The 23153-nt window shown below is 73.5% G+C and carries 23 protein-coding genes; 12 read left to right on the top strand and 11 right to left on the bottom strand.

Annotated elements, in window-relative coordinates:
• Positions 1-103 precede the first annotated feature (103 nt).
• From ACFQBR_RS26075 to ACFQBR_RS26055, 5 genes are all read left to right on the top strand, one after another.
• Entirely contained in the window at positions 104-2665 is a 2562-nt protein-coding gene (locus tag ACFQBR_RS26075; protein ID WP_344179940.1) for a helicase-associated domain-containing protein, read from the top strand.
• A 45-nt stretch (positions 2666-2710) separates the two neighbouring features.
• Complete coding sequence (locus ACFQBR_RS26070) at positions 2711-3226, top strand: hypothetical protein (RefSeq protein ID WP_378554668.1); 516 nt, start codon at positions 2711-2713, stop codon at positions 3224-3226.
• Positions 3227-3360: 134 nt separating this feature from the next.
• Positions 3361-3813, top strand: coding sequence for a hypothetical protein (locus ACFQBR_RS26065; RefSeq protein ID WP_378554666.1), 453 nt, complete (start codon positions 3361-3363; stop codon positions 3811-3813).
• Positions 3814-3955: 142 nt separating this feature from the next.
• A complete protein-coding gene (locus tag ACFQBR_RS26060; protein WP_344179947.1) occupies positions 3956-4417 on the top strand; it encodes a hypothetical protein in 462 nt (153 codons plus the stop codon).
• Between the two features lie 235 nt (positions 4418-4652).
• Positions 4653-6299 (top strand): DNA repair helicase XPB, encoded by a 1647-nt coding sequence (locus ACFQBR_RS26055; RefSeq protein ID WP_344179949.1) that lies wholly within the window; start codon positions 4653-4655, stop codon positions 6297-6299.
• Between the two features lie 73 nt (positions 6300-6372).
• Here ACFQBR_RS26055 and ACFQBR_RS26050 read toward each other — a convergent pair whose 3' ends face one another.
• The 4 genes from ACFQBR_RS26050 to ACFQBR_RS26035 all read right to left on the bottom strand — a co-directional run bounded on the left by ACFQBR_RS26050 (position 6373) and on the right by ACFQBR_RS26035 (position 10516).
• A complete protein-coding gene (locus tag ACFQBR_RS26050; protein ID WP_344179951.1) occupies positions 6373-8751 on the bottom strand; it encodes an ABC transporter permease in 2379 nt (792 codons plus the stop codon).
• On the bottom strand, positions 8748-9476 hold the full coding sequence (locus tag ACFQBR_RS26045) for an ABC transporter ATP-binding protein (RefSeq protein WP_344179954.1): 729 nt from the start codon (positions 9474-9476) through the stop codon (positions 8748-8750). Before ACFQBR_RS26045 ends, ACFQBR_RS26050 begins: the two co-directional genes overlap by 4 nt.
• Positions 9473-10000, bottom strand: coding sequence for a PadR family transcriptional regulator (locus tag ACFQBR_RS26040; RefSeq protein WP_344179956.1), 528 nt, complete (start codon positions 9998-10000; stop codon positions 9473-9475). The genes ACFQBR_RS26045 and ACFQBR_RS26040 overlap by 4 nt, the downstream gene beginning before the upstream one ends.
• Before the next feature lie 279 nt (positions 10001-10279).
• Complete coding sequence (locus ACFQBR_RS26035; RefSeq protein ID WP_344179960.1) at positions 10280-10516, bottom strand: hypothetical protein; 237 nt, start codon at positions 10514-10516, stop codon at positions 10280-10282.
• 245 nt (positions 10517-10761) lie between these two features.
• Between ACFQBR_RS26035 and ACFQBR_RS26030 the strand changes: the two genes are divergently transcribed.
• Positions 10762-11766: a R2-like ligand-binding oxidase gene (locus ACFQBR_RS26030; RefSeq protein WP_344179962.1), complete on the top strand. Its 1005-nt coding sequence runs from the start codon at positions 10762-10764 to the stop codon at positions 11764-11766.
• Between the two features lie 45 nt (positions 11767-11811).
• On the opposite strand, the gene ACFQBR_RS26025 is transcribed toward ACFQBR_RS26030, so the two are convergent.
• The 5 genes from ACFQBR_RS26025 to ACFQBR_RS26005 form a co-directional block, all read right to left on the bottom strand.
• Entirely contained in the window at positions 11812-11991 is a 180-nt protein-coding gene (locus tag ACFQBR_RS26025; RefSeq protein ID WP_344179964.1) for a BldC family transcriptional regulator, read from the bottom strand.
• A complete protein-coding gene (locus ACFQBR_RS26020) occupies positions 11988-13148 on the bottom strand; it encodes a methyltransferase domain-containing protein (RefSeq protein WP_344179966.1) in 1161 nt (386 codons plus the stop codon). Before ACFQBR_RS26020 ends, ACFQBR_RS26025 begins: the two co-directional genes overlap by 4 nt.
• A gap of 95 nt (positions 13149-13243) precedes the next feature.
• On the bottom strand, positions 13244-13384 hold the full coding sequence (locus ACFQBR_RS26015) for a hypothetical protein (protein ID WP_344179968.1): 141 nt from the start codon (positions 13382-13384) through the stop codon (positions 13244-13246).
• Between the two features lie 62 nt (positions 13385-13446).
• Complete coding sequence (locus ACFQBR_RS26010) at positions 13447-13815, bottom strand: hypothetical protein (RefSeq protein ID WP_344179970.1); 369 nt, start codon at positions 13813-13815, stop codon at positions 13447-13449.
• Entirely contained in the window at positions 13812-14015 is a 204-nt protein-coding gene (locus tag ACFQBR_RS26005; RefSeq protein WP_344179972.1) for a hypothetical protein, read from the bottom strand. The genes ACFQBR_RS26010 and ACFQBR_RS26005 overlap by 4 nt, the downstream gene beginning before the upstream one ends.
• Positions 14016-14207: 192 nt before the next feature.
• On the opposite strand from ACFQBR_RS26005, the gene ACFQBR_RS26000 reads away from it, so the two are divergent.
• The 3 genes from ACFQBR_RS26000 to ACFQBR_RS25990 all read left to right on the top strand — a co-directional run bounded on the left by ACFQBR_RS26000 (position 14208) and on the right by ACFQBR_RS25990 (position 15788).
• Positions 14208-15059: a helix-turn-helix domain-containing protein gene (locus tag ACFQBR_RS26000; protein ID WP_267947929.1), complete on the top strand. Its 852-nt coding sequence runs from the start codon at positions 14208-14210 to the stop codon at positions 15057-15059.
• 33 nt (positions 15060-15092) lie between these two features.
• Entirely contained in the window at positions 15093-15260 is a 168-nt protein-coding gene (locus tag ACFQBR_RS25995; RefSeq protein WP_267950229.1) for a DUF397 domain-containing protein, read from the top strand.
• Between the two features lie 243 nt (positions 15261-15503).
• The gene (locus ACFQBR_RS25990; RefSeq protein ID WP_344179974.1) at positions 15504-15788 is read left to right on the top strand and encodes a DUF397 domain-containing protein; all 285 of its coding nucleotides are present in this window, start codon (positions 15504-15506) and stop codon (positions 15786-15788) included.
• A 48-nt stretch (positions 15789-15836) separates the two neighbouring features.
• Here the strand turns inward: ACFQBR_RS25990 and ACFQBR_RS25985 are convergent, their stop codons facing one another.
• Positions 15837-16916, bottom strand: a complete 1080-nt coding sequence (locus tag ACFQBR_RS25985) for a zeta toxin family protein (RefSeq protein ID WP_344179977.1) — start codon at positions 16914-16916, stop codon at positions 15837-15839.
• 120 nt (positions 16917-17036) lie between these two features.
• Here ACFQBR_RS25985 and ACFQBR_RS25980 point away from each other — a divergent pair, with 120 nt between their 5' ends.
• The 3 genes from ACFQBR_RS25980 (at position 17037) to ACFQBR_RS25970 (ending at position 21145) form a co-directional block, all read left to right on the top strand.
• A complete protein-coding gene (locus ACFQBR_RS25980; RefSeq protein WP_344179979.1) occupies positions 17037-17468 on the top strand; it encodes an NUDIX hydrolase in 432 nt (143 codons plus the stop codon).
• 117 nt (positions 17469-17585) lie between these two features.
• The gene (locus ACFQBR_RS25975; protein ID WP_344179982.1) at positions 17586-19334 is read left to right on the top strand and encodes an ABC transporter ATP-binding protein; all 1749 of its coding nucleotides are present in this window, start codon (positions 17586-17588) and stop codon (positions 19332-19334) included.
• On the top strand, positions 19331-21145 hold the full coding sequence (locus tag ACFQBR_RS25970) for an ABC transporter ATP-binding protein (RefSeq protein WP_378554658.1): 1815 nt from the start codon (positions 19331-19333) through the stop codon (positions 21143-21145). Before ACFQBR_RS25975 ends, ACFQBR_RS25970 begins: the two co-directional genes overlap by 4 nt.
• Positions 21146-21331: 186 nt before the next feature.
• Here the strand turns inward: ACFQBR_RS25970 and groL are convergent, their stop codons facing one another.
• The gene (groL, locus tag ACFQBR_RS25965) at positions 21332-22963 is read right to left on the bottom strand and encodes a chaperonin GroEL (RefSeq protein WP_378554656.1); all 1632 of its coding nucleotides are present in this window, start codon (positions 22961-22963) and stop codon (positions 21332-21334) included.
• Positions 22964-23153 lie beyond the last annotated feature (190 nt).

Genomic DNA, 23153 nt, shown 5'->3' with positions numbered 1-23153 from the left:
ATCGTCTTCGGATACGGACTCACCCTCGGTGACGGGTGGTGACAAGGGGGAACCGCCGGGACTCACGCGAACACGGGACCCGGCATCGCTTAGCGTGGACCCGATGACCGAGAACGCAGCACCCGACGAGCACGTGCCCGGCGGGGGGAGCCCCGCGGCCCCCGCCCCGGGACGTCCCCCCACCTTCACCTCCTGGTTGCGCAGCCGGTCGGACGGGGAGCTCGCCGCCCTGCTGTCCGCCCGGCCCGACCTGGCACAGCCGGTCCCGTCCGACATCGGCGCGCTCGCGGCCCGCGCGACCAGCCGCAACGCGGTCCTGAGGGTCCTCGAACGCCTGGACCGGTTCACCCTCCAGGTGCTGGAGGCCGTCATCGCGCTCGGCGACGACCGGCTGTCCGAACCGGTGGGCGTCCAGACCGTGGACCTGGCCGGGGCGCTGGGCACGCTCCCCCTCCCCGGCGCGGCGGACGGCGGAGGGGCCTCCGGGTCCCAGGGGGGCGCGGCGGAGGACGGCCCCGCCGGGGACCCCCTCGCCGCCGCCCTGGACACCCTGCTCGAACTGGCCCTGGTCTGGCCCGACAGGGGCAGGCTCCGCCCCGTCCAGGTGCTGCGCGACCTGATCCCCCACCCGGCACAGCTCGGACCTCCGGCGCGCGTGCTCCTCGCCGGCCTTCCGCACGGCGCCGCCGCGCGGCTCGCCCGCGACCTGGTCCCCGACAGCACCGCGCACACGCCCGTCGAGACGGTCGCGACGCTCCTGTCCGACCCCGGGCGCGTCCTGGGGCTCATCGGGCAGGTCGGCCCGCAGGCGCGCAGGCTGCTCGACGGCATGGCGTGGGGTCCCCCCAACGGGACCGTCTCCGACGCCCGCCGCGAGGTCACCCTCGCGGGCGCCTCCTCCCCGGTCGAGACGCTGATCGCCCGGGCGCTGCTCCTCCCCAGCGGGGACGACACCCTCACCCTGCCGCGCGAGGCCGCCCTCGCCCTCCGCTCGGGGCTGCTGTTCCGCGAGGTCACCACCGCGCCGCCGCCGTTCGAGGGCACCCCGAACCCCGGCGAGGCCGTCTCCCGGGCCGCCGCCGGGCAGGCGTTCACGGTGCTGCGGGCGATCGAGGAACTGCTCGAACGCTGGTCGCTGGAGCCGGCCGCGGTGCTCCGCAACGGCGGCCTGGGGGTACGCGACCTCCGCCGCGCGGCCCAGGCGATGGACACCGACGAGACCACCGCCGCCCTGTTCGTGGAGGTCGCCCACGCCGCCGGGCTGCTCGGCGCCGACGACCGCGTCGAGGGCGAGTGGCTGCCCACCCGCGCCTACGACCTGTGGCGGGAGACCCCGCCCGAGCGCCGCTGGCTGCGGCTCGCCTCCGCCTGGCTGGACTCCGACCGGGTCGCCTCCCTCAACGGGTCGCGCGACTCCGGCGGCCGGGTGCGCAACGTGCTCGGGTCCGGGCTGGTCCGGCCCGCGGCCCCCCAGGCCCGCCGCGACCTGCTGGGCGAGATGGCCACCGCCCCGCCCGGGTTCGCCCCGCTGCCCGGGTCGCTGGCCTCGCGCCTGTCGTGGCGCCGCCCGCGCCGCCAGTCGCCGGTCTACGCCGAACTGGTGGAGATCGCCGCCGCGGAGGCCGCCGCGCTCGGGCTGACCGGGCGCGGCGCGCTGGCCGGGCACACCCGCCCCCTGCTGGAGGGGGAGGACGACGACGCCGCGAGGGTCCTCGCGGCGGAGATGCCGAAGCCGCTGGACTACGTGCTGGTGCAGGGCGACCTGACGGCGGTGGCCCCCGGCCCCCTCGTCACCGGTCTCGCCCGCGACCTCGCGCTGGTCGCGGACGTGGAGTCCACCGGCGGCGCCACCGTGTACCGCTTCACGGAGGAGTCCGTGCGCCGCGCCCTGGACGCGGGGCAGGGCGTCGCCGACATCACCGCCCTGCTCGAACGCCACTCGCGCACCCCCCTTCCGCAGGCGCTGCGCTACCTGGTGTCGGACGTGGGGCGCCGGCACGGGCGGCTGCGGGCCGGTTCGGCCTCCGGTTACCTGCGCTGCGACGAGCCCGCCCTGCTGGAGGAGCTGCTCGGGGACCGCCGGGCCCAGGACCTGGGACTGTTCCGGCTGGCCCCCACCGTGGTGGCGAGCCGCTCCAACCGGGCCGCGCTCCTGGAGCGGCTGCGCCGGCTCGGCTACCACCCGGTGCCCGAGAGCGGCGACGGGACCATGCGGCTGAGCCGTCCCGAGGCGCGGCGGTCCGACCCGGCGGACGTCCCGCCGCCGCCCGGGGGGTCGTTCCGGGACATGGCGCGCGCCGCCGTGCGGGCCGTGCGGGCCGGGGACGAGGCGTCCAACGCGGCGCGCACGCCGATCCCCCTTCCGGAGGACGGGCCTCCCGGGTCGAGGAACGCGGCGGTGCTGGAGGCGCTCACCCGGGCGGCGAAGGACGGCCGCCGGGTGTGGATCGGCTACACGGACACGGACGGACGGCAGGTGAGCCGGATCGTGGAGCCCTCAAGCGTGGACGGGGGCTTCCTCACCGCCTACGACGCCACGCGCGCGTCCGTGCACCGGTTCGCCGTGCACCGGGTGAACGCCGTCGCCGAGCTGGACGGGCCGGAGCCCGGCGGCGGGAACGGCGTCCCCGGCGGCGACCGGCGAGAGGCGGCGGGGCCGCACTAGGGTGGGTGCGAGCCGGTCCGCCCACCGACAGCGAGAGACACCCCCATGAGCGACACATCGCTGCCCCCCGGGGCATCGTCCCCCCGCGACCACGGACGCGACGACGACCGCGACGGCGGCCGTGGGCGGAGCCGCGGGGAGGGGCGCCGGGACCCCCGGCGCGGCGGCGGTCCGGACGACCGCGCCGCCCGGGACCGCCCCCGCGCCGACGAACCGGACGGGCGGGAGGAGTGGGACGGGCGCGACGACGACCGCGAGGGGTCCCGGACGCCGCTCCCCGGCGGGGCCAACAGTTCGACGATGGCCCTGATCCTGCACGCGCTCACGTTCCTGTGCTGCGCGAACTGGCTGTTCGGGGTCGCCGGGATCGTGTTCGCGGTGCGCGCCGCCCACGCGCGCGACCGGGGCCGCCCCGTCCAGGCGGAGACGCTCACCCGCTACTCCTGGTACTGCCTGGGCGCCGCCGGGGTGATGTTCTTCGTGATGCTGGTGCTGACGTTCGTGATGTTCACCCAGGCGGGCTCGTGGATCCAGGGGATCGTCCCGGTGACCAACTACTGACCGGTGTTTGACGAACCGTGCCGCCGGGCGCCGGGTCCGCGCGCGGCGGGCTGGGTATGCGGCAGTATGGGACGGCCGCGAGGGCGGCTCGGCGACGACGGCCCCCGCGGCCGACGGGAGGCGGACGAGCGGTGATGAGCGGCCAGGGCGGACCCAAGGCCTTCTGGGAGCGCGAGCAGGGCTCCACGCTCGGCTCGGTGCGGCCCCCGGGGCCGGCGGGCCCTTCGCGTCCGGCGTCCGGCGGGCCGTTCGGCCACCGCCCCGGCCCCCGTCCCGGAGCCGGCCCCGGAGCCGGCCCCACGGGCCCCCCGGCCCGGCTGGGGGGAGCGGTCGCGGCCCTGGTGGCGGCGCTGCTCAGCCTGGTGGTGCCCGTCCTGGGCCTGTACCTGGGCATGTGGTTCTTCCTCCTCGTGGCGAACCTGCCCGGCATCGGCTTCGGGGTCATGGCGGTCAGGCGCTACCCGGACGCGGCCGAGGTCGAGCGCCACCTCCGGTACGCGTGGGCGTGCAATTTCGCCTACGCCGCGCTGTCGGTGGTGTTCTTCATCCCGCTCATGCTCCTGGCGGTGGTGATCCTCAGCGTCTGACCGGGCCCGCAGGTACCGGCGGACCGGCCGCGCGGACCGGTTCCCGGCCCCCGGCGGCGGGCCGGCCCCGAGCGCCGCCCTCCCCCTCCCCGCCGTCCCCGACGGCTCCCCCGTACACCGACACCTCCCGGAGGTCACGACCTTGAGCGAGAACTGGCAGTCCGGTCCCAACGACCCCTACGGCGACCCCTACGCCGGGCAGCCCCACCCGCAGGGCGACCCCTACGGCAGCCCCTATCCGCAGCCGCCCGGCGGCTACGGCGGCCCAGCGGGGTACCCGCCGCCCCCGGACGGCTACGGCGGCCCCGCCGCCGGACACGCCCACGGCATGGAGCCGTACGCCGCCCCGTACCAGGAGGCCCCGCCCAGCCAGACGAGCGCCATCGCCGCCCTGGTGGTGTCGATCCTCCTCGTGGTGACCTGCTGCGGGTTCCTGGGCGTCATCGGCCTCGTGTTCTCGGCGCTCTCCCTCACGGAGAAGGTCGACCGGGAGAAGGCGCGGCGGCACCTCCGCTACGCCTGGATCTCCAACGGGGTGATCCTGGCGGTCATGGCCGTCCTCGCGTGCCTGATCGGCTTCGCCATCGCCACCTCCGAGACCTGACCGACCGCGCCGCGCGGACCGCGCCGGTGCGGCGGACACGGCCACGCGGACCCGGGGCCCTGCCCGGGACTCCACGCCACCCGAACAGCGGCGGACGCGGGCGCGCGGACCCTGGAGGACGCCGTTCCGGCGGCCTGGAACGGGGCCGGGCGGGCATTTCGGCGGCAGGGCATGATCAGGGGCCCGGACGCGTTGCACCTGAGGCCGCCCCCGCCCCGCGAGATTGAAGGTCCGTGTGTCCTGCCTGATCGTCCAGTCCGACAAGACGCTCCTGCTCGAGGTCGACCACGAGCTCGCCGGCGAGTGCCGCCGAGCCATCGCGCCCTTCGCCGAACTGGAGCGCGCACCCGAGCACGTGCACACCTACCGGATCACTCCGCTGGCGCTGTGGAACTCGCGCGCCGCCGGACACGACGCCGAGCAGGTCGTGGACGCGCTGATCCGCTTCTCCAGGTTCCCGGTGCCGCACTCCCTGCTGGTGGACATCGCCGAGACCATGCAGCGCTACGGGCGCCTGCGCATCGTCGGCGACCCCGTGCGCGGGCTGGTCCTGGAGTCCTCGGACAGGGCCGTCCTGGAGGAGGTCGTCCGGGCCAAGAAGCTCAAGGGCATGCTCGGCGAGCGGCTGGGCGAGGACTCGGTGGCCGTGCACCCCAGCGAGCGCGGCAACCTCAAGCAGGCGCTGTTGAAGATCGGCTGGCCCGCCGAGGACCTGGCCGGGTACGTGGACGGCGAGGCCCACGCCATCGACCTGGACCAGGACGGCTGGGAGCTGCGCGGCTACCAGAAGGAGGCCGCGGAGAGCTTCCACGCGGGCGGCTCCGGCGTCGTCGTGCTGCCGTGCGGCGCGGGCAAGACCATCGTGGGCGCGGCGGCGATGGCGCTCACCGGGGCGACCACCCTCATCCTCGTGACGAACACCGTGTCGGTCCACCAGTGGAAGACGGAGCTGCTGCGGCGCACCTCCCTCACCGAGGACGAGATCGGCGAGTACTCGGGGACGCGCAAGGAGATCCGGCCGGTCACGATCGCGACCTACCAGGTGATGGCCGCCAGGCGCAAGGGCGTGTACACGCACCTGGAGCTGTTCGACGCCCGCGACTGGGGGCTCGTGGTCTACGACGAGGTCCACCTGCTGCCGGCGCCGATCTTCCGGATGACGGCGAGCCTCCAGGCCCGGCGCCGCCTGGGGCTCACCGCGACGCTGGTGCGGGAGGACGGCCGGGAGGGCGACGTGTTCTCGCTCATCGGCCCCAAGCGCTACGACGCCCCGTGGAAGGACATGGAGAACCAGGGGTGGATCGCCCCCGCGGACTGCGTGGAGGTCCGGGTGGACCTGTCGGAGTCCGAGCGCCTGGCCTACGCGACCGCCGAGCCCGAGGACCGCTACCGGTTCTGCGCCTCCTCCGAGACGAAGACCTCGGTGGTGCGGCAGATCGTGGAGCACCACCCGGAGGAGCAGGTGCTGGTCATCGGCTCCTACATCGACCAGCTGGACGAGCTGGGCGCCTCCCTGGACGCCCCCGTGATCAAGGGCGAGACCAGGAACAAGGAGCGCGAGAGGCTGTTCGACGCCTTCCGCTCCGGCGAGCTGCGCACGCTGGTGGTCTCCAAGGTCGCGAACTTCTCCATCGACCTGCCCGAGGCGGGCGTGGCGGTGCAGGTGTCCGGCTCCTTCGGGTCCCGGCAGGAGGAGGCCCAGCGCCTGGGCCGGGTCCTGCGGCCCAAGACCGACGGCCGCGCCGCGCGCTTCTACGCGGTGGTCGCCAGGGACACCCTCGACCAGGACTACGCCGCGCACCGGCAGCGCTTCCTCGCCGAGCAGGGGTACGCGTACCGGATCACCGACGCGTCGGACCTGCTGTCCGGCGAGGAGATCTAGGGGCGGGCCCGGGCCCGGGCGGCGGGTCCCCGGCACAGTCACCGGGGACCCGCGCTGCCCGACCGGGCCCCGCTCACTCCGAGCGCAGGCCCTCCGGACGCATGGTCCGCAGCAGCGCGGGCACCGCGAGCAGGGTGGTCAGGGCCGCCACGCCCAGGCCCGCGCCCGCGATGACGAGGGTCTCCACCGGGATGAAGCGCACGGGGAGCCCGGCCACCCTCTGGACCATGACCCCGAGGGCGGTCCCGACCGCCGTGGCCAGCACGATGCCCAGGAGCACGGGCAGCGTGGTCTGCCACACCACCGAGGCCACCAGTGTGCTCCGCCGGGCGCCGAACGCGGTGAGCACCGCGTGCACCCGCCGGCGCTCCCGGACCTGCTCGACCGTGCCCACCACCAGCCCGGCGGCGATCACCGTCAGGCAGGCCAGGGCTCCGGCCACGAGCGCGTCGCGGATGTCGGCCATGGCCGGGTTGACCACGGTGGTGATCGGGACGTCCAGGCGCGAGGTCGGGTCCAGGGACCCGACGGTGTGCCTGAGCCCCACCTCCATTCCGGGGGCGGCCGGGTCGGCCCTGATCCAGATCGTGCTCCGGGCGGCGATCTCCTCGGGCACCGCGGCGGCCTCCGGGGTCGCGAGGACCACGTCCCGCGCCGTGTGCCCCACTGCGCTCCAGGGGTGTTCGACCAGCTCCCCCTCGAAACCGGAGACCGGGGGCAGCACCCAGGGGCTCGCCGTCGCGTCCTCCCTCGGGCGGACCATGAGGGTGTCGCCTGCCTCCAGCCCGGGCAGCGCGCTGAAGACGTCCCCCGGGGAACAGGCGGGCAGGTCGGCCATCTGCCGCAGGACGTCGCAGTCGGCGATCCGGACCGGGACGCCGGTGTCGTCGCCGATCGCGCCCCACACCGTGCGAAAGGCCGCCGCCGCCTCCACACCGGGCACCCGCTCGACGGCCCCGGCGGGGTCGTCGTCGGCGGGGGGCATCCACAGGTCCGCCTGGAGCTGGAACCGGGACGGACCGAACTCGTTCTCCGCGTACGCCTCGGCGGCGGTGTCCGCGAGCGTCACCGACGCATCGGCCCAGGCGTTCGCGAACAGGCTCTGCAGCGCGATGGCCCCCGCGACGGTCACCACGATGCCGCCGACCGCCCGGGTGGGCCCGCCGCCCGCCGCCGCCAGCCGGCGCTGGGCGAGCTGGAGCGAGAGGGGGCCGCCCGAGGCGCGTCGGAACAGCCGGTCCACCAGCCAGGGCAGCACGGCGGTCGTGCCGAACAGCGCGGCCAGGAGCCCGATCATCGTCATCGGCAGCCCCCCGCCGCCGTCCAGGCCCAGGCGCCCGGCCATATGCAGGTCCATGCTCAGCCAGATCAGGGCCACGCCGAGCACCAGGAGCAGCAGACGCCACCACACCCTGGGGCGCGGCCGTTCGGCGCGGCGCACGGTGCCGAGCGGTTCGACCACGACCCCGCGCAGGGAGGCGAGCACCACCCACAGGGCGAGCAGCGGAACCCCGGCGAACACCAGCGCGCCGAGCACGGGGTGCGGTGCCACGTCCCCGGCGTACAGACCGGGCCCCACCCCCACCGTCTCCACGATCGGACGCCCGGCGAGGAAGAGCACCGCCCCGAGCACCAGGCCGAGCCCGACACCGGGAAGGGTCTCGCCGGCCGCGACGCGCCGGACGGCGCGGCGATCGGCCCCCATGAGCCGTAGCGCGGCCAGACGGCGCTCACGCTGTTCACCGCCGAAGCGCACCGCCGCGCCGAGGAAGACCACGACGGGGGTGAGCATGACGACCACGCCCACCAGGCCGAGGAGCACGACGACCGGCCCCCGCACGACGGGGCCGGGCTCCCCGCCGAACCCGGTGATCCGGATGCCGGCGTTCTCCACGGCCAGGTCCGCGCTGCCGAGGTAGTAGGCCAGTTCGTGCGGTCCCAGGAGCCCTTCGGGGCCGATCTCCCCGACGACGGGGTGGTCGAACCGGCTCCGGAGGGCCTCTGTGCCGGGGGCGTCGAGCAGGTCGGCCAGCGCGGGGGAGAGGAGGAGCTCGCCCGGCCCGGGGATCTCGGTCACGCCGGGCGGGAGCGGGGGGTCGGACCCCTCGGCCCGGAGGAGCCGCCCGTGGACCTCCTGCCCCTCGTGGACGGTGGTGGCGATGCCGATCAGCAGGGTGTCGTCGCCCGCCGGGGGCACCGGGTGGGGGGCCACCTGGTGGTCCATGCGGGCCGCGTTCCGCTCGGACAGGTGGTCCAGGGCGGTCGGCAGGCCGGCGGCCAGGAGCAGCCCGGCGGTGGCCACGCCGACCCCGATCGCCGTGAGGACGCTCCGGAGGACGACCTCCCGGCCGCCGCGCAGGGCGAGCTGCGCGCCCAACAGGAGTTCGCCGAGGGGGGACGGGCGGTCGCGTTCCGGACCGGTTCCGGCGGGTGCGCGGTCTCGCGGGCTCATCCCGGCCCTCCGGTGTCGAGGGTGCGGCCGTCCCGGCAGACGACCTCGCGGTCGGCGTAGGCGGCCACCCGGGCCTCGTGCGTCACCACGACCACGGCGGCCCCGGACTCCCGGGCCGCGTCGGTGAGCATGCGGATCACCCGTTCCCCGTTCAGGGAGTCGAGTGCGCCCGTGGGCTCGTCGGCGAACACCACCCGGGGGCGGGTGATGAGGGCGCGGGCGACCGCGACCCTCTGGCCCTGGCCGCCCGAGCACTCGCCGGGGGTCTTGTGTGCGAGTTCGCCCACGTCCAGCCGGTCCAGCCACTCGGCTGCGTCGTGCTCGGCCCGGCGGCGGGGCCGCCCGCCGAGCCGCAGGGGGAGCGCGACGTTCTCCAGGCAGGACAGTTCGGGGACGAGCTGGCCGAACTGGAACAGGAAGCCGAACTCCGAGCGGCGCAGCGCGCTGAGCCGGGAGTCCGAGGCGGCCACCAGGTCCTGTCCGTCGTACTCGATGGACCCGGCGTCCGGCCGCACCACGCCGGCGAGGCAGTGCAGAAGGGTGGACTTCCCCGAGCCGGAGGGGCCCATGACGGCGACGACCTCGCCGGGGTACAGGTCGAGGGAGGCGTCCTCCAGGGCCCGGGTGAGGCCGAAGGACTTGCGCAGGCCGGAGCCGGTGAGCAGGGGGGTTCCGGGGGCCTCGGGGAGGCGGTCGGGGAGGGCGCGGGGGGCGGGTCGTCTCATCGGCCGCGCACCTCGTCGGCGAGGTCGTTCAGCCGGGCGGCGGTCAGTTCCAGCCACCGCAGGTCGGCTTCCAGGTGGAACAGGGCGTGGTCGCAGATGAGCTGGTCGGACAGGTCCCCGGCGGTCTTGCGGCGGGTGAGCTCGCGCATCAGGCGCAGGTGCTCGGCGCGCTGGACGTCGAGGATCCCGTCGGCCGGACGGCCGGTGAGCAGGGCGAGTACGACCTTGGCGTACAGGGTGCTCTGGAGGTAGGGCTCGGGGTTCTCCGGTGTGGCGAGCCACCGTTCGACGTCGGTGACCCCGGCGTCGGTCACGGTGTAGCGCTTGCGCTCGGGGCCCGCGCCGGCTTCGACCGCCTCCACCTCCACCAGCCCGTGCTTGAGCAGGCGGGAGAGGGTGGCGTACACCTGCCCGTAGGCGAGCGGCCGTTGGCCGGCGAAGCGCTCGTCGTAGGCCCGTTTCAGGTCGTATCCGTGCTGGGAGCGGGTTTCGAGCAGCCCCAGGAATGTCTGGCCGAGAGTCATGTCGGCGACTATACACGCCGCGTATACTCGCCGTGTATAGAGTGGTGGCCGCACAGGCCGACGGGAGCGGGCCGCACACCTACCCACCCCCCGACCTACCCCCCGATGATCTTGTACTTATAGACGTTCTCGACGCCGAACCTCGCTATAAGTACAAGATCACGGCAGAGGGGGGCGGGGGCGAGTGGGGCGGGGTGGGGACGCCGGGCCCGGTGCGTCCCCTCCGGGGACGGGAGCAGGGCGCGCCCTCTCCGGGCGCAGGGCCGGGGCCCGGGACCGTCAGACGGAGGGCAGCCCGCCCATGACGTAGGTGCCCGCCGCGATGCCCCACGCCACGAGGGAGTAGCTGAGGGTGCGGGTGCGCAGGATCCGGTCCCCGCGGACGGACGGGGCGGTGAAGGCCGCGATGAGGAGCGCCATCCCGAGGAGTGCGGGGATGGCGGAGGCCAACGCGAAGAGCTGGGTCTGGGCGGCGCAGGCGGCGTAACCGGCGGTGCCGGGATCACCACAGAACACGTCGTCCCCCGATCGGATCGTTCAGTGCGGGCGGTACTCCCCGACCGTACCGTTTCGGCGGGGGGCGGCTCGCCGTGATGCCGACCGGGTCGCCGTACTGGGAAGCGGATCGCCGCACGGGGAGGCGGAGCGGCCTTCCGACCGAACCGAATTCGGTTTTCGCGGGGCGGATGCCGTCCAATCCCTTTACACGAGAGCCTTCCGTGTCCAATCATGAGGTCAGTCCACCCCCTGGAGGTCCTCCCGTGCCCGACGAGCCCGCCCCCGCCACCGGAACGCCGACCCCCGCCCCCTCCGGACACCGGACGGGGTTCCACACCCTCCGGAACGGCGGCCTGAACTGGGACTCCCTCCCCCTCAGACTGTTCTCCAAGGGCAACGCCCGCTTCTGGAACCCGGCGGACGTCGACCTCTCCCGGGACGCGGAGGACTGGCAGGGGCTCGGCGGTGAGGCCCGCGAGCGCATCCTCAGGCTGTGCGCGTTCTTCGTGGCGGGCGAGGAGGCCGTGACCGAGGACCTCCAGCCGTTCCTGCGCGCGATGGCGGCGGAGGGCCGGCTCGGCGACGAGATGTACCTGACCCAGTTCGCCTTCGAGGAGGCCAAGCACGTGCAGGCGTTCCGGCTGTGGCTGGACGCCCTCGGAGTGCACGAGGACCTGCACGGGTACGTGGACGACAACCCCGGCTACCGGGCGCTGTTCTACGAGGAGCTGCCCGGTTCGCTGGAGGCGCTTCTGGAGGACCCCAGCCCGCGCAACCAGGTGCGGGCGTCGGTGACCTACAACCACGTCATCGAGGGCTCGCTCGCGCTCACGGGCTACTACGCCTGGAACCACGTGTGCACCGTCCGGAACCTGTTCCCGGGGATGCGGGAGATCGTGCGGCGGATCGGGGACGACGAGCGCCGCCACATGGCGTGGGGCACCTTCACGTGCCGCAGGCACGTCGCGGCCGACGACGCCAACTGGGACGCGGTGCGGGAGCGGCTGGACGAACTGCTGCCGCACGTGATGTCCACGGTGGAGCGGGGCGAGGAGTTCCCGGGGTCCTCGGGGTCGCGGCGCTACGAGCTGCCGCCGGGCGAGCTGCTGAGGTACGCCGGCGACCGGGCGCTGCGGCGGCTCGGCGCGATCGAGTCCGCGCGCGGGGTGCCGCTGTCGCGGATCGACGTGGACGCCGCCCCGGAGGAGCTGGAGGAGAGGTTCGGCGAGGAGGACCGGCAGGCCATGGCCGGGCTGACCGGCGGGTAGGGACGCGGTGGCGCGCCCGACCCCGGTCGGGGCCGGGCGCGGGGGTCACCGGTATCCGAGCAGTCGCCTGACCTCGCTCTCGCGATAGCGCCTGTGGCCGCCCAGGGTCTTGACCGAGGTGAGGCGTCCGGTCCTGGCCCACGCGGCGACGGTCTTGGGGCCCACCCGGAACAGCCGCGCCACCTCGGCGGGGGTGAGCAGTTCCTCGAACTCGGTTGAGGTCACCGGGCCTCCTCGGCGGCGCGTCGGCAGGTCCACAGGACGGCCTCCGGCTCGCGCAGCCACACGGACCGGCTCCCCCTCGCGTCGTCCACCGTCAGCCCGAACTCCGCGACGCCCGGCTCCCCCTGCTCGCGCCACCGGAGGAGCGCCTCCTCGAACTCGTCCACCAGGAGCCGGGACCCTCCCCCCTGTTCCACGCGCCCGTCCGGGTGCAGCCGCGCCCACGCCCCGCAGCGGGTGGACACCACCCACATGAACAGGTCGGACGCGCCCGGCTCCCGGCCCATGCCGTGCGCCCAGTCGGGCACCAGCAGCGCCAGGAGGAGGCCGCCCTCGCCGTCGAGGAGGTAGCGGGGGTCCCCCTCCGCCCGGGTGGTGCGGTCGGGGACCGCGTCGGGGATCCGCCCGCCGGGCCTGCTCTGGCCGCGCGCCCACATGAACGCGAGGCTCCCCTCGAAGCGGCCTTCGGCCCGAAGCCCCCCGCCGCGCTGCTCCAGGACCGCGAGCGCGCCGGACGGCGCGCCCGGGGTGGGCGCCCACGGGGTGACGAGCAGACCGCGCGGGTGGAGCTGGGAGAGCCACCCCGTCGGGACGTCCGCCACCTGGCACGTGGCGACGACCCGGTGGAACGCCGGTGCAGCGGACAGGCGGGCGTGCTCGGCGTCGGCGTGCACGGCCTCCGGCGCGTACCCGGCGGCGTGCAGCGCCGACCGGGCCGAGGCGGAGACGGCCGGGTCGACCTCCATCGTGGCCACGCGCTCGTCCCCGACCAGTTCGCACAGCAGCGCGGCGTTGAACCCTGTCCCCGTGCCGATCTCCAGCACCGAGTGGGCGGGTTCGATCCGGGCGGCGGCGAGCATGCGCGCCATGATCGTCGGCGCGGAGCTGGAGGAGGTGGGCAGGCCCATGCCGCCCTCGCGGCCCCCGTCGCGCTGGGTGGTGAGCGCCTGGTCGCTGTAGGCCGCGCGGAGCCAGGCGTCGGGGTCCTCGGCGCGGTCGTAGCGGGTGCGGTCCTCGCCCCACACCACGTCGGGCAGGAACTCGTGCCGGGGCACCCGGAGGAACAGCGACGCGATGTGCTCCGGAGCGCCGTCCGCGCGGAGCCGGTCGGCCAGGGCCCGGGCGAGGGGGAGGTGGTCCCTATCAGGAGTGTTCCTCATCAGCGCACCTTCCCCGTGCCGCTGCAAATCGTCGCTGTGGTCGTACCTGTGATGGTCATTGTGGCTGTGGCCATGCTGACCTGCTCTCTGGTCGGTCACCCTCGGGTGACGGTGATGCTGTCGCCGCAGTGGCGGCACTGCATGGTCCGGATGTCGGGGTAGCGCGGATCGGCCGGGTCCGCGATGTAGTCGTGCTGGCCGCTGGTGGTCTTCTCGCACCTGGTCCTGCCGTCCACGCCGTGCTCCTCGGGAGGTGTGGAAGGGCGCGCCCCGGCCCCCGCTCAGGGCGCGCCCGGTCTCAGAGGACGGGAACGGCGCGGATCGCCGCCGCCCACACGGCGCGAAGGCCCCTGGCCGGGACGCCGGGGTCACCGGACGGGTCGGGGTCGCCGGATCGGGCTGCGGGAACGCAGACGGCTGCCCCGGCTGCCGTCGCCGGCGCGTCGGCGGGCAGGGTCTCCAGTGGAGACTGCCAGGTCAGCGGGTGCGGATGGGGGTCCGGTCCGGGGACGGTCACCACCCGGGTCACGGGTCCCCGGCGGGCCGCGTAGACCGCATGGCCCTGGAGGTCGGGGCCCAGGTAGGTGACGGCCGCCCCGTGGGCGGTGGCCCACGCGGTGAGCGCCGCCATGGTCGGAAGCTCGCGGAGGTCGCACACCCGGGTCATGCCAGGACCTCCAGTCGGCGGAGGCCGTCGAGCACCGAACCGAGGACGTCCAACGCCGGAACGGCGACGGGAACGCGGAAGGCGGACGGCTCGGGGACGTAGTGCCTGACGCGGGCCGCGCGCCGGGGCCGACGGGCCCTCATCGCCTCGGACGCGAGGTGGCGGACGGCGACGAGCGCCGAGGGGTTCAGGTAGCGCACAGGGCAGCCTCCTGGGTCTGCGGCTGGTCAGGCCGCGTGAGTTCTGGTGCACCCATAGTGACGCCCCGCATCCAAATTTTCAATACAAAGCTTTGGATTGATGAGATGCTGCCTTCAAAAGTTTCGCGAAAGGGGTGATCTACCATCGGGACAGACCGACGAACCCGCAGGAAGAGCCGAGGAGCGCGCGCTGTGACGGATCGCTACAGCCCCACGATCAGGCGCCGCCGTCTCTCAGCCGAATTGAGACGTTTGCGCGAGGCCTCCCGCCTCACTGCCGAGCAGGTGGGAGACAAGCTCGGCTGGTCGCGCGGGAGGCTCACTAACATGGAGCTGAACAAGTGGAAGCGGCCAGACCCGGTGATCATCCGGGCTCTTGCCACCCTCTACCAGGCACCACCAGACGTCACCGAGGGGCTGGTCCTGCTCGCCCGGCAGTCCCGCGAAAAGGGCTGGTGGACCCGCTACGGCGATGTATTCACCGATGCCTACGTGGGGTTCGAGGCAGAGGCGTCCGCTGTGAGCACGTATCAGACCATGGTGATACCGGGTCTACTTCAGACCCAGGAGTATGCTGCGGCATCGACACGGAGCGGCCGCTCTCGGTCGCCGGAGATCATCGATCGCGTCGTCCAGGCTCGACTCGTTCGCCAAGAGATTCTCGACCAGGATGAGCCGCCGAAGGTGTGGTGTGTGCTGGATGAGAGTGTTCTGCTGCGCCCGGCTGGCGACAGACAGGTTATGCGCGACCAGATCGCCAAGCTCATGCACCTCATCGAGACAGCGGACCACATCAAAATCCAGCTGCTCCCGCTTGAAGTGGGACTGCACCCTGGAATCGCGGGAAGCTTCACCATCCTGGACTTCACGAATCCGCTGGACCCCTCCATCGCCTATATCGAGACACGTACCGACGGCCTCTACCTCGAGGATGATGACGAGGTCCAGGTGTATCGGGGTGCCTGGGACGAAATCCGGGTGATGGCCCTTCACCCAGATGCGAGCGCTGACCGTATGGGTCAGATCATCAAGAAGTACGAGTAGGAAGCCAACGTGTACCAGAACCAGAACGACCAGATGACCTTCCGCAAGTCGTCCTACAGCGCAACCGCGAACGAGTGCGTGGAGATCGCTGACCTACCCGACGGCGCCGCTGTCCGGGACACCCAGAATCGTGGACTCGGGCACATCGCTTTCGGCGGCCAGGAGTGGCAGGCCTTCCTGAGCACTTTGCTCCAGAAGTAGCTGTAGACGACGAGAGGCCCCGGTGACCAAACCGGGGCCTCTTCGTGTACCAGAACGCTGCAACTCTACCCCCCATGCTCCGAAGCTCGGTAGGACTCGAAGTGGGTCACCACTGAGCCTCACACCAACGAAGCCAACCCAGCTATCCAGCCAGAGCCCACTCCCCCGCGACGGGCCCCAGCTTGCCGGTCCCTGACCGCATCTGGCCACCGACACCACCACGTCAGCGGGTACATCCCGGAGATGAGCGAACTCGCGCCCCTCAGGTCCGGTTCCAACGAAGCCACCCCGCAGAAGCTCGTGGACGTTGCCTTCCACAAGTCCAGCTACAGCGACCGCAACAACTGCATCGAGGTTGCCTTCCGCAAGTCGTCCTACAGCACCCCGCAGGGTCAGAACTGCGTGGAGGTCGCAGACGTGCACGGCGCGAGCCTGGTCCGCGACACCCAGAACAGGCAGCTCGGCCATCTCGCCTTCCCCTCCTCCGAGTGGCGGGCGCTGCTCGGCACCGCCCGGCGCGAGGAGTAGCCGCACGCGCGCAAGCCCTCCCTCGGCCGGGCGAGGGCTTGCGCGTGTTCACCCCTCGGCGTCGCGCCAGAGGTCGCGCCGGCCGCGCTCGGCCTCCAGGGCGATGCGCCCGAAGGGCTCGGTGCGCCAGTCGCCGTCCCTCAGATGGTTCGCGTAGAGCACGTCGCCGTCCCGGGAGAGCACGTAGAGGGAGTCCACGAGCCGGTGGGTCTCCAGGAACTCCACCGTGTTGGGCACACCCAGGTAGAAGCGGTCGTGGTGCGCCTCCGACATGACCCGGCCGAAACCCTGGTGGGCGCGGGCCCGCGCGTGGCGCTCCGCGATCGCGAAGCGGCTGTTGGAGGAGTGCGTGGCCACGAACGCCACCTCGACCCGGTACCCGGCCTCGCGGAACCCCTCCACCCAGGAGGCCGCCCAGTCGGCGCGGCCGAGGGGGTGGCTGCACACGACGTCCGACCGCCCCGACCGGACGTGCTCCAGGGCGAGCCCGTGCAGACCGGCGACCTGGCGTGCGAGGGAGTCCGAGGCAACCGCGTCGTCGGCGGCCATCGCCCACTCGTAGTCGGGCGCGAGCCTCAGGAGGTCGTCCCCGTCGTAGCTGACGGCGCCCTCCGGCAGGGCGGGCAGGAGCAGGCGTTGCAGGGTCGACTTGCCCGCCCCCGGCTGGCCGCCGAGTAGCAGCAGCCTGGGGTGCTCCCGCGCGCCACCCGTGAGGCGGTCGCGCAGGGCCAGGTCGAACAGCGCGCCCAGGTCCGCGTCGTCCAGGACGCGTCCGGGGTCCCGGGGCGTGGCCCCGTCGGGGACCGGCACGGGCTCGGCGCGCAGCGCGGCGAGCACGGCGGGCAGTTCTGCGTTGACGGCGTCGACCCCGTCCGGGGAGAGGAACGGCAGGCGCGCCTCCTCCGCCAGGAGCGCGGCGGCCCTCCCCCTCAGCTCGGGCCGGGCGTCCGCGCGGCTCAGACAGGCCCCGACGGCCGCGCTGTACAGGTTGTACGCCTGTTCTCGGGCCTCCCTGTGGGCGTCGGACTGCGGGGGGATTCCGCCGCCCGCGGCGATCTCCGCGAGGAGGGGTCCGACTGTCGCTCCGGCGGTCCCCGCCGGGGCCGTTCCCCGGGTCCGCGTCTCCATGCCGTCCGTCCCTCCCGGGCCCCCGGGGCCCGCGCCGTCCGCCGCTGACTGGATGCTAGTGCGTCAGGTCACCCCGGGGGCACGGGTTCGGCGGTTCCCTCCCCGTCCTACAGTGGGCCCATGACCTCGACTCCGCCGGCGCAGTCCGGCACCCCCGCCGTGATCGACGCCCTGGCCTGGGTGCACGTGAAGGACGGACGTCTGCTGTGCGTCCGTACCGAGGGCGTCGACCGGTTCTACCTCCCGGGCGGCAAGCGCGAGCCCGGCGAGAGCGACGAGGCGGCCGTGGCGCGCGAGGCCGAGGAGGAGGTCGGCGTGGTGCTCCGCCCGGGAACCTTCCGGCAGGTGGCGGTCATCGACGAACTGGCCTACGACAAGGCGCCGGGGACGCGGGTGCGGCTGTCCTGCTACTCCGCCGAGCACGACGGCGAGCCGACCGCCGACAACGAGATCGCGGAGCTGGCGTGGATCGGCTTCGCCGAGCGCGAGCGGTGCGCCCCGGCGGTGCTCCGCCTGGTCGAGCTGCTGCACGGGCAGGGCGCCGTCAGGTGACCCCGCCGGGCGCGTGCGCCCGGTGATGACACCCCGCCCGACCAGGCACGATACCCCTGGCCCGTCCCGGAAAAATGAGTGGACCCGGCCCGGTTCTCTGGTTACAGTCCGAGAACTGTGCGCGTACTTCCTCAGCCTCCGGGCATTCCCGACCACCGTTCGGCCAACCGCTTCCTGCTGTGGCTCGCCCGAGCGGAGTGGCGCCCGCTCGCGTGGGCGGGGGGCGTGGACAGCGCCTACAGGCTCTGCGGCGTCCTCATGTCCGCGGCGGTCGGCGCCACCCTGGACTCAGGCGTGGTGGAGGGCGACCCGCGGTCGCTGCTCCTCTGGTTCGGCGTCCTCACCGGCCTGACCCTGCTGAGCACGGCACTGGTGCCGGTCGGCGTCCGGGCGATGGCGTTCAACTGGTACTCGTCCGCGTACCGCACCGTGCAGGTCGTCATCGCGCGGTCGGTCGCCCTGGGCCCCACCCTCACCCGGCGGCTCCCGTCCGGCGAGGTGGTCGCGGTCGGCACGGACGACATCGACCGGGTGGGCGACTTCTACGAGGACTCCGCGCTCGTCCCCGCGTCGGTGGTGACGATCGGCGCGGTGAGCGTCCTCATGCTGTCGTCGCACGTCACGTTCGGCCTGATCGTGCTCGTCGCGGTGCCGGTCATGGTAGTCGGCATGGTGCCGCTGCTGCGCCCGTTCTCCCGGCGCCAGGAGCACCACCGCACCAGGCAGGCCGAGCTGACCACGCGGGCCACCGACCTGGTCTCCGGGCTGCGGGTCCTGCGGGGCGTGGGCGGGGAGCGCACCGTCGGCGACCGCTATCGCGAGGAGTCCCAGCGCGTGCGCGCCGCCGGCGTGCGGGTGGGGTGGATGGACGCCGCCCTCCAGGCCGTCCGCGAGCTGTATCCGGGACTGCTGCTGGTGGGCATCGTCTGGTACGGCGCCCGCCTGGCCCTGGCCGGGGACATCACCGTGGGCCAGCTCGTCGCGTTCTACGGGTACACGGGCAACCTGGCGGTGGCGATCCGGTACCTGATGCACGCCTCCTCCCTGTTCATCTCCGCCCGGGTGGCGGCGGACCACGTGGTCCGCGTGCTCTCGCTGGAGCACGACCACCCCGACCCCGAGCACCCCGCCGATCCCCCGGCCGCCCCGTGCGACCTGCGCGACCCCGCCAGCGGGGTCGTGGTGGCCGCCGGGCGCACCACCGGCGTGGTGTGCTCCGACGCGGCCGGGGCGACCGCCCTGGCCGAGCGCCTGGGCCGGTACCGCGAGGACGAGGGGGACGGTGCGGACGCCCTGCTCGTCGAGACGGCGACCGGCCGCGAGGTGCGCCTGCGCGACCTGCCGCTGCGCGACGTGCGCCGCCGCGTGCTGGTCGCCTCCAACAGCGCCCACCTGTTCTCCGGAAGGCTCCGCGAGGAGCTGTCCCCGGACGAGGGTCTGTCCGACGACCGCCTCGCGGCGGTGGTCCGGGCCGCGTACGCCGACGACGTCGTACGGCAGTCCCCGGCGGGGTTCGACGCGCTCCTCACCGAGCGCGGGCGCGAGTACTCCGGCGGACAGCAGCAGCGGCTCCGGCTGGCGAGGGCGTTCGGCCTGGACCCCGAGATCCTGGTCCTGGTCGAACCCGCCTCCGCCGTGGACGCCCACTCCGAGGCGGCCATCGGCGCACGGCTGGCCGCCGAGCGGAAGGGGCGCACCACCGCCCTGATCACCACCAGCCCCCTCCTGCTCGACCACACCGACCACGTGCTGTTCGTGGACGGCGGGCGCGTCGTAGCCGAGGGCTCCCACCGGGACCTGCTCGCGAGCGCCCCCGGCTACGCCGACACCGTCCTGCGCACCGTCTCCACGAGTGGGAAGCCATGACCCGGACCACCGAACACGCCCTCCCCCGTACCGACGACCCCGAGCTCCCGATGCCGGCGGAGACCGCCGCCCTGCCCGTGGCGCCCGTGTCCATGGTCTGGACACGCCTGCGCCGGGCCGGTCGCGACCACGGCGGGCGGCTGCTCGCCGTCGTGGCCCTGTACGGGATGGCGGCGCTGGCCGCGCTCGTCGCCCCGTGGGTGCTCGGCATGGTCATCGACGCGGTCCGCGGCGGGGCCGACCCCGGCCGGATCGATCTGCTGGCCGTGGTGATCGTCGTCGGCCTGCTGTTCCACGCCGGGTTCACGCTCGTGTCGGTGGCGCAGTCGATCCGCTTCGGGGAGGGGGTGCTGGCCGAGCTGCGCGAGGAGTTCGTGCGCGCGGTCCTGCGCCTGCCGCTCGGAACGGTGGAGAGGGCCGGGACCGGCGACCTGGTGGCCAGGTCGGGCCGCGACATCGGGCACCTGAGCCACACCGTGCGCCACTCGGTGCCGGTGATGGCGGTGAGCACGGTGACGGTGGCCGTCATCGTCACCGCGATCGGCCTGCTGCACCCCGCGCTGCTCCTGGCCTGGGCGCCGACCCTGCTGATCATCTGGGTGTCCACCCGCTGGTACGCCCGCCGCGCCCCCGACGGCTACATCCGGGAGCTGGCGACCTACTCCGACCTGACGCAGAGCGTCACGGACACCGTCGAGGGGGCGCACACCCTGGAGGCGCTGGGACGCCAGCTCCGCCAGACCGCGCGGGCCGACGCCAAGATCCGCCGCGCCTACCGGGCAGAGCGGTACACGCTGTGGCTGCGGTGCGTGTGGTACCCGCCGCTGGAGTTCGCCTACCTGTTCGCGACCGCGTGCACGTTCCTGGTCGCGGGGTACCTGCACGCGAACGGCATGCTGACCGTCGGCCAGATCGCCACGGCCGTGTTCCTGTCCGTGCAGATGACCCGGCCGGTGGAACAGCTGGTGGACCAGGTGGACAGCCTGATGATGGGCTTCACGAGCCTGCGCCGCCTGCTGGGCGTGCGGCTCGCCGAGGAGCGGCCGGGGGTCTCCGAGGCGGACGCGGACCACGTGCCCGGAACGGTGGAGGTGCGCGGCGCGCGGTTCGGCTACACCGACACCGAGGTCCTGCACGGGGTGGACCTGGTCCTGCGCCCCGGCGAGCGCCTGGCGGTGGTCGGGCCGAGCGGCGCGGGCAAGTCGACCCTCGGCAAGCTGATCGCGGGCGTGCACGGGCCGACCTCCGGGAGCGTGCGCGTCGGCGGGGTGGACATGGCGGGGCTGTCACCGGAGCTGCGGCGCGAGCGGGCGATCCTGCTGAGCCAGGAGAGCCACGTGTTCCGCGGCACCGTGGCCGAGAACCTGGCGCTGGCCCTGGACGCCGCCGAGGTGGACCGGGACCGGCTGTGGGAGGCCCTGGCCGCCGTGGACGCCGACGCCTGGGTCCGGTCGCTGCCGGGCGGGCTGGACACGCGGGTGGGGTCGGGCGACCTCACGTTGGACCCGGCCCACGTGCAGCAGCTCGCGCTGGCCCGGGTGGTGCTGGCCGACCCGGAGGTGCTGGTGCTGGACGAGGCGACGTCGCTGATGGACCCGGGTTCGGCCCGCCACCTGGAGAGGTCCCTGGCCGGTGTGCTGTCGGGGCGGACGGTGGTGGCGATCGCGCACCGGCTCCACACGGCGCACGACGCCGACCGGATCGCGGTGGTGGAGGACGGCCGCGTCAGCGAGCTGGGCAGCCACGACGAGCTGCTGGCCCGCGGGGGCTCGTACGCCGACCTGTGGCGCGCCTGGCACGGGGAGGTCTGAGCCCGCGTACACGGCTACAGCCGTCCGGGGCCCGGGGCCGGTCCCGTGCCGACACCGCCCGACGGTCCCCGCGCCGGTAGTCCCCAGAGGCACCGGCCCCGGGAACGGCGAAACCGGGCGGCCCCGAAGGGCCGCCCGGTCGTCGCGGGCGAGGTCGCGTACCGGACCCCAGAACTCCAGGAGGTCCTAGAAGTCCATGCCGCCCATGCCACCGGTCGGGTCGCCGGTGGGAGCCGACGCCTTCTCCGGCTTCTCGGCGATGACGGCCTCGGTGGTCAGGAACAGACCGGCGATGGAGGCCGCGTTCTGCAGGGCGGAGCGGGTGACCTTGGTCGGGTCGATGACGCCGTCCTTGAACAGGTCGGTGTACTCACCGGTGGCGGCGTTGAGGCCGAAACCGGGCTCCAGGTTGCGGACCTTCTCCGCCACGACGCCGCCCTCGAGGCCGGCGTTGATGGCGATCTGCTTCAGCGGCTCCGCGATGGCGCGACGCACGATGTCGGCGCCGATGGCCTCGTCGCCCTCGAGGTCGAGCTTGGCGAACGCGGGGACGCTGGCCTGCAGCAGCGCGACGCCACCGCCGGGCAGGATGCCCTCCTCGACCGCGGCCTTGGCGTTGCGGACGGCGTCCTCGATGCGGTGCTTGCGCTCCTTGAGCTCCACCTCGGTCGCGGCGCCGGCCTTGATGACGGCCACGCCGCCGGCCAGGCGGGCGAGACGCTCCTGGAGCTTCTCGCGGTCGTAGTCGGAGTCGGTGCGCTCGATCTCGTTGCGGATCTCGTTCACGCGACCGGCGATCGCGGTGGCGTCACCGGCGCCGTCCACGATGGTGGTCTCGTCCTTGGTGACGACGACCTTGCGGGCACGGCCGAGCATGTCGAGCTCGGTGTTCTCCAGCTTGAGGCCGACCTCCTCGGTGATGACCTGGCCGCCGGTCAGCACGGCGATGTCGCCGAGCTGGGCCTTGCGGCGGTCACCGAAGCCCGGGGCCTTGACGGCGACGGACTTGAAGGTGCCGCGGATCTTGTTGACGATCAGCGTCTGGAGGGCGCCGCCCTCCAGGTCCTCGGCGATGACGACGAGCGGACGACCGGCCTGGAGGACCTTCTCGACGACCGGCAGGAACTCGTTGTTGTTCGAGATCTTGGAGTTGACGATGAGGATGTAGGGGTCCTCGAGGACCGTCTCCATGCGCTCGAGGTCGGTGGCGAAGTAGGGCGAGATGTAGCCCTTGTCGAAGCGCATGCCCTCGGCGAGCTCCAGCTCGAGCCCGAAGGTCTGCCCCTCCTCGACGGTGATGACGCCTTCCTTGCCGACCTTGTCCATCGCCTCGGCGATGGTCTCGCCGATCTGCGGGTCGCCGGCGGAGATCGAGGCGGTGGAGGCGATCTGCTCCTTGGTCTCGATGTCCTTGGAGAGGTTGCCGAGCTCCTCGTTGATGCGGGAGACGGCGGCCTCGATGCCGCGCTTGAGGCTGATCGGGTTGGCGCCGGCGGCGACGTTGCGCAGCCCCTCGCGGACGAGGGCCTGGGCGAGCACGGTGGCGGTGGTGGTGCCGTCACCCGCGACGTCGTCGGTCTTCTTGGCGACCTCCTTGACCAGCTCGGCCCCGATCTTCTCCCAGGGGTCCTCGAGCTCGATCTCCTTGGCGATGGAGACACCGTCGTTGGTGATCGTGGGGGCGCCCCACTTCTTCTCCAGAACGACGTTGCGGCCCTTCGGGCCGAGCGTGACCTTGACGGCGTCCGCGAGCTGGTTCATGCCGCGCTCGAGGCCGCGACGGGCCTCCTCGTCGAACGCGATCAGTTTGGCTGCCATTGGATTCTTGTCCTCCCGTGACCGGGCTGATACGCGATGGGACGAGGCATGCGCCCGCGACGGACGACCGGAGCGCTCCGACAACCCTGCTGTCGGGAGCCACGGTCTCGCAGCCTCGATCCGGTTAGCACTCAAGGAAGGCGAGTGCTAACCAGGTCCCTTTTTAGCACTCGACCATGGAGAGTGCAAA

Source organism: Nocardiopsis tropica (assembly GCF_042660575.1).
In the GTDB taxonomy this organism is placed as follows: domain Bacteria; phylum Actinomycetota; class Actinomycetes; order Streptosporangiales; family Streptosporangiaceae; genus Nocardiopsis; species Nocardiopsis tropica.
Note: the sequence above shows the minus strand (reverse complement) of the source record. Positions and strands in the feature narration are given on the sequence as shown.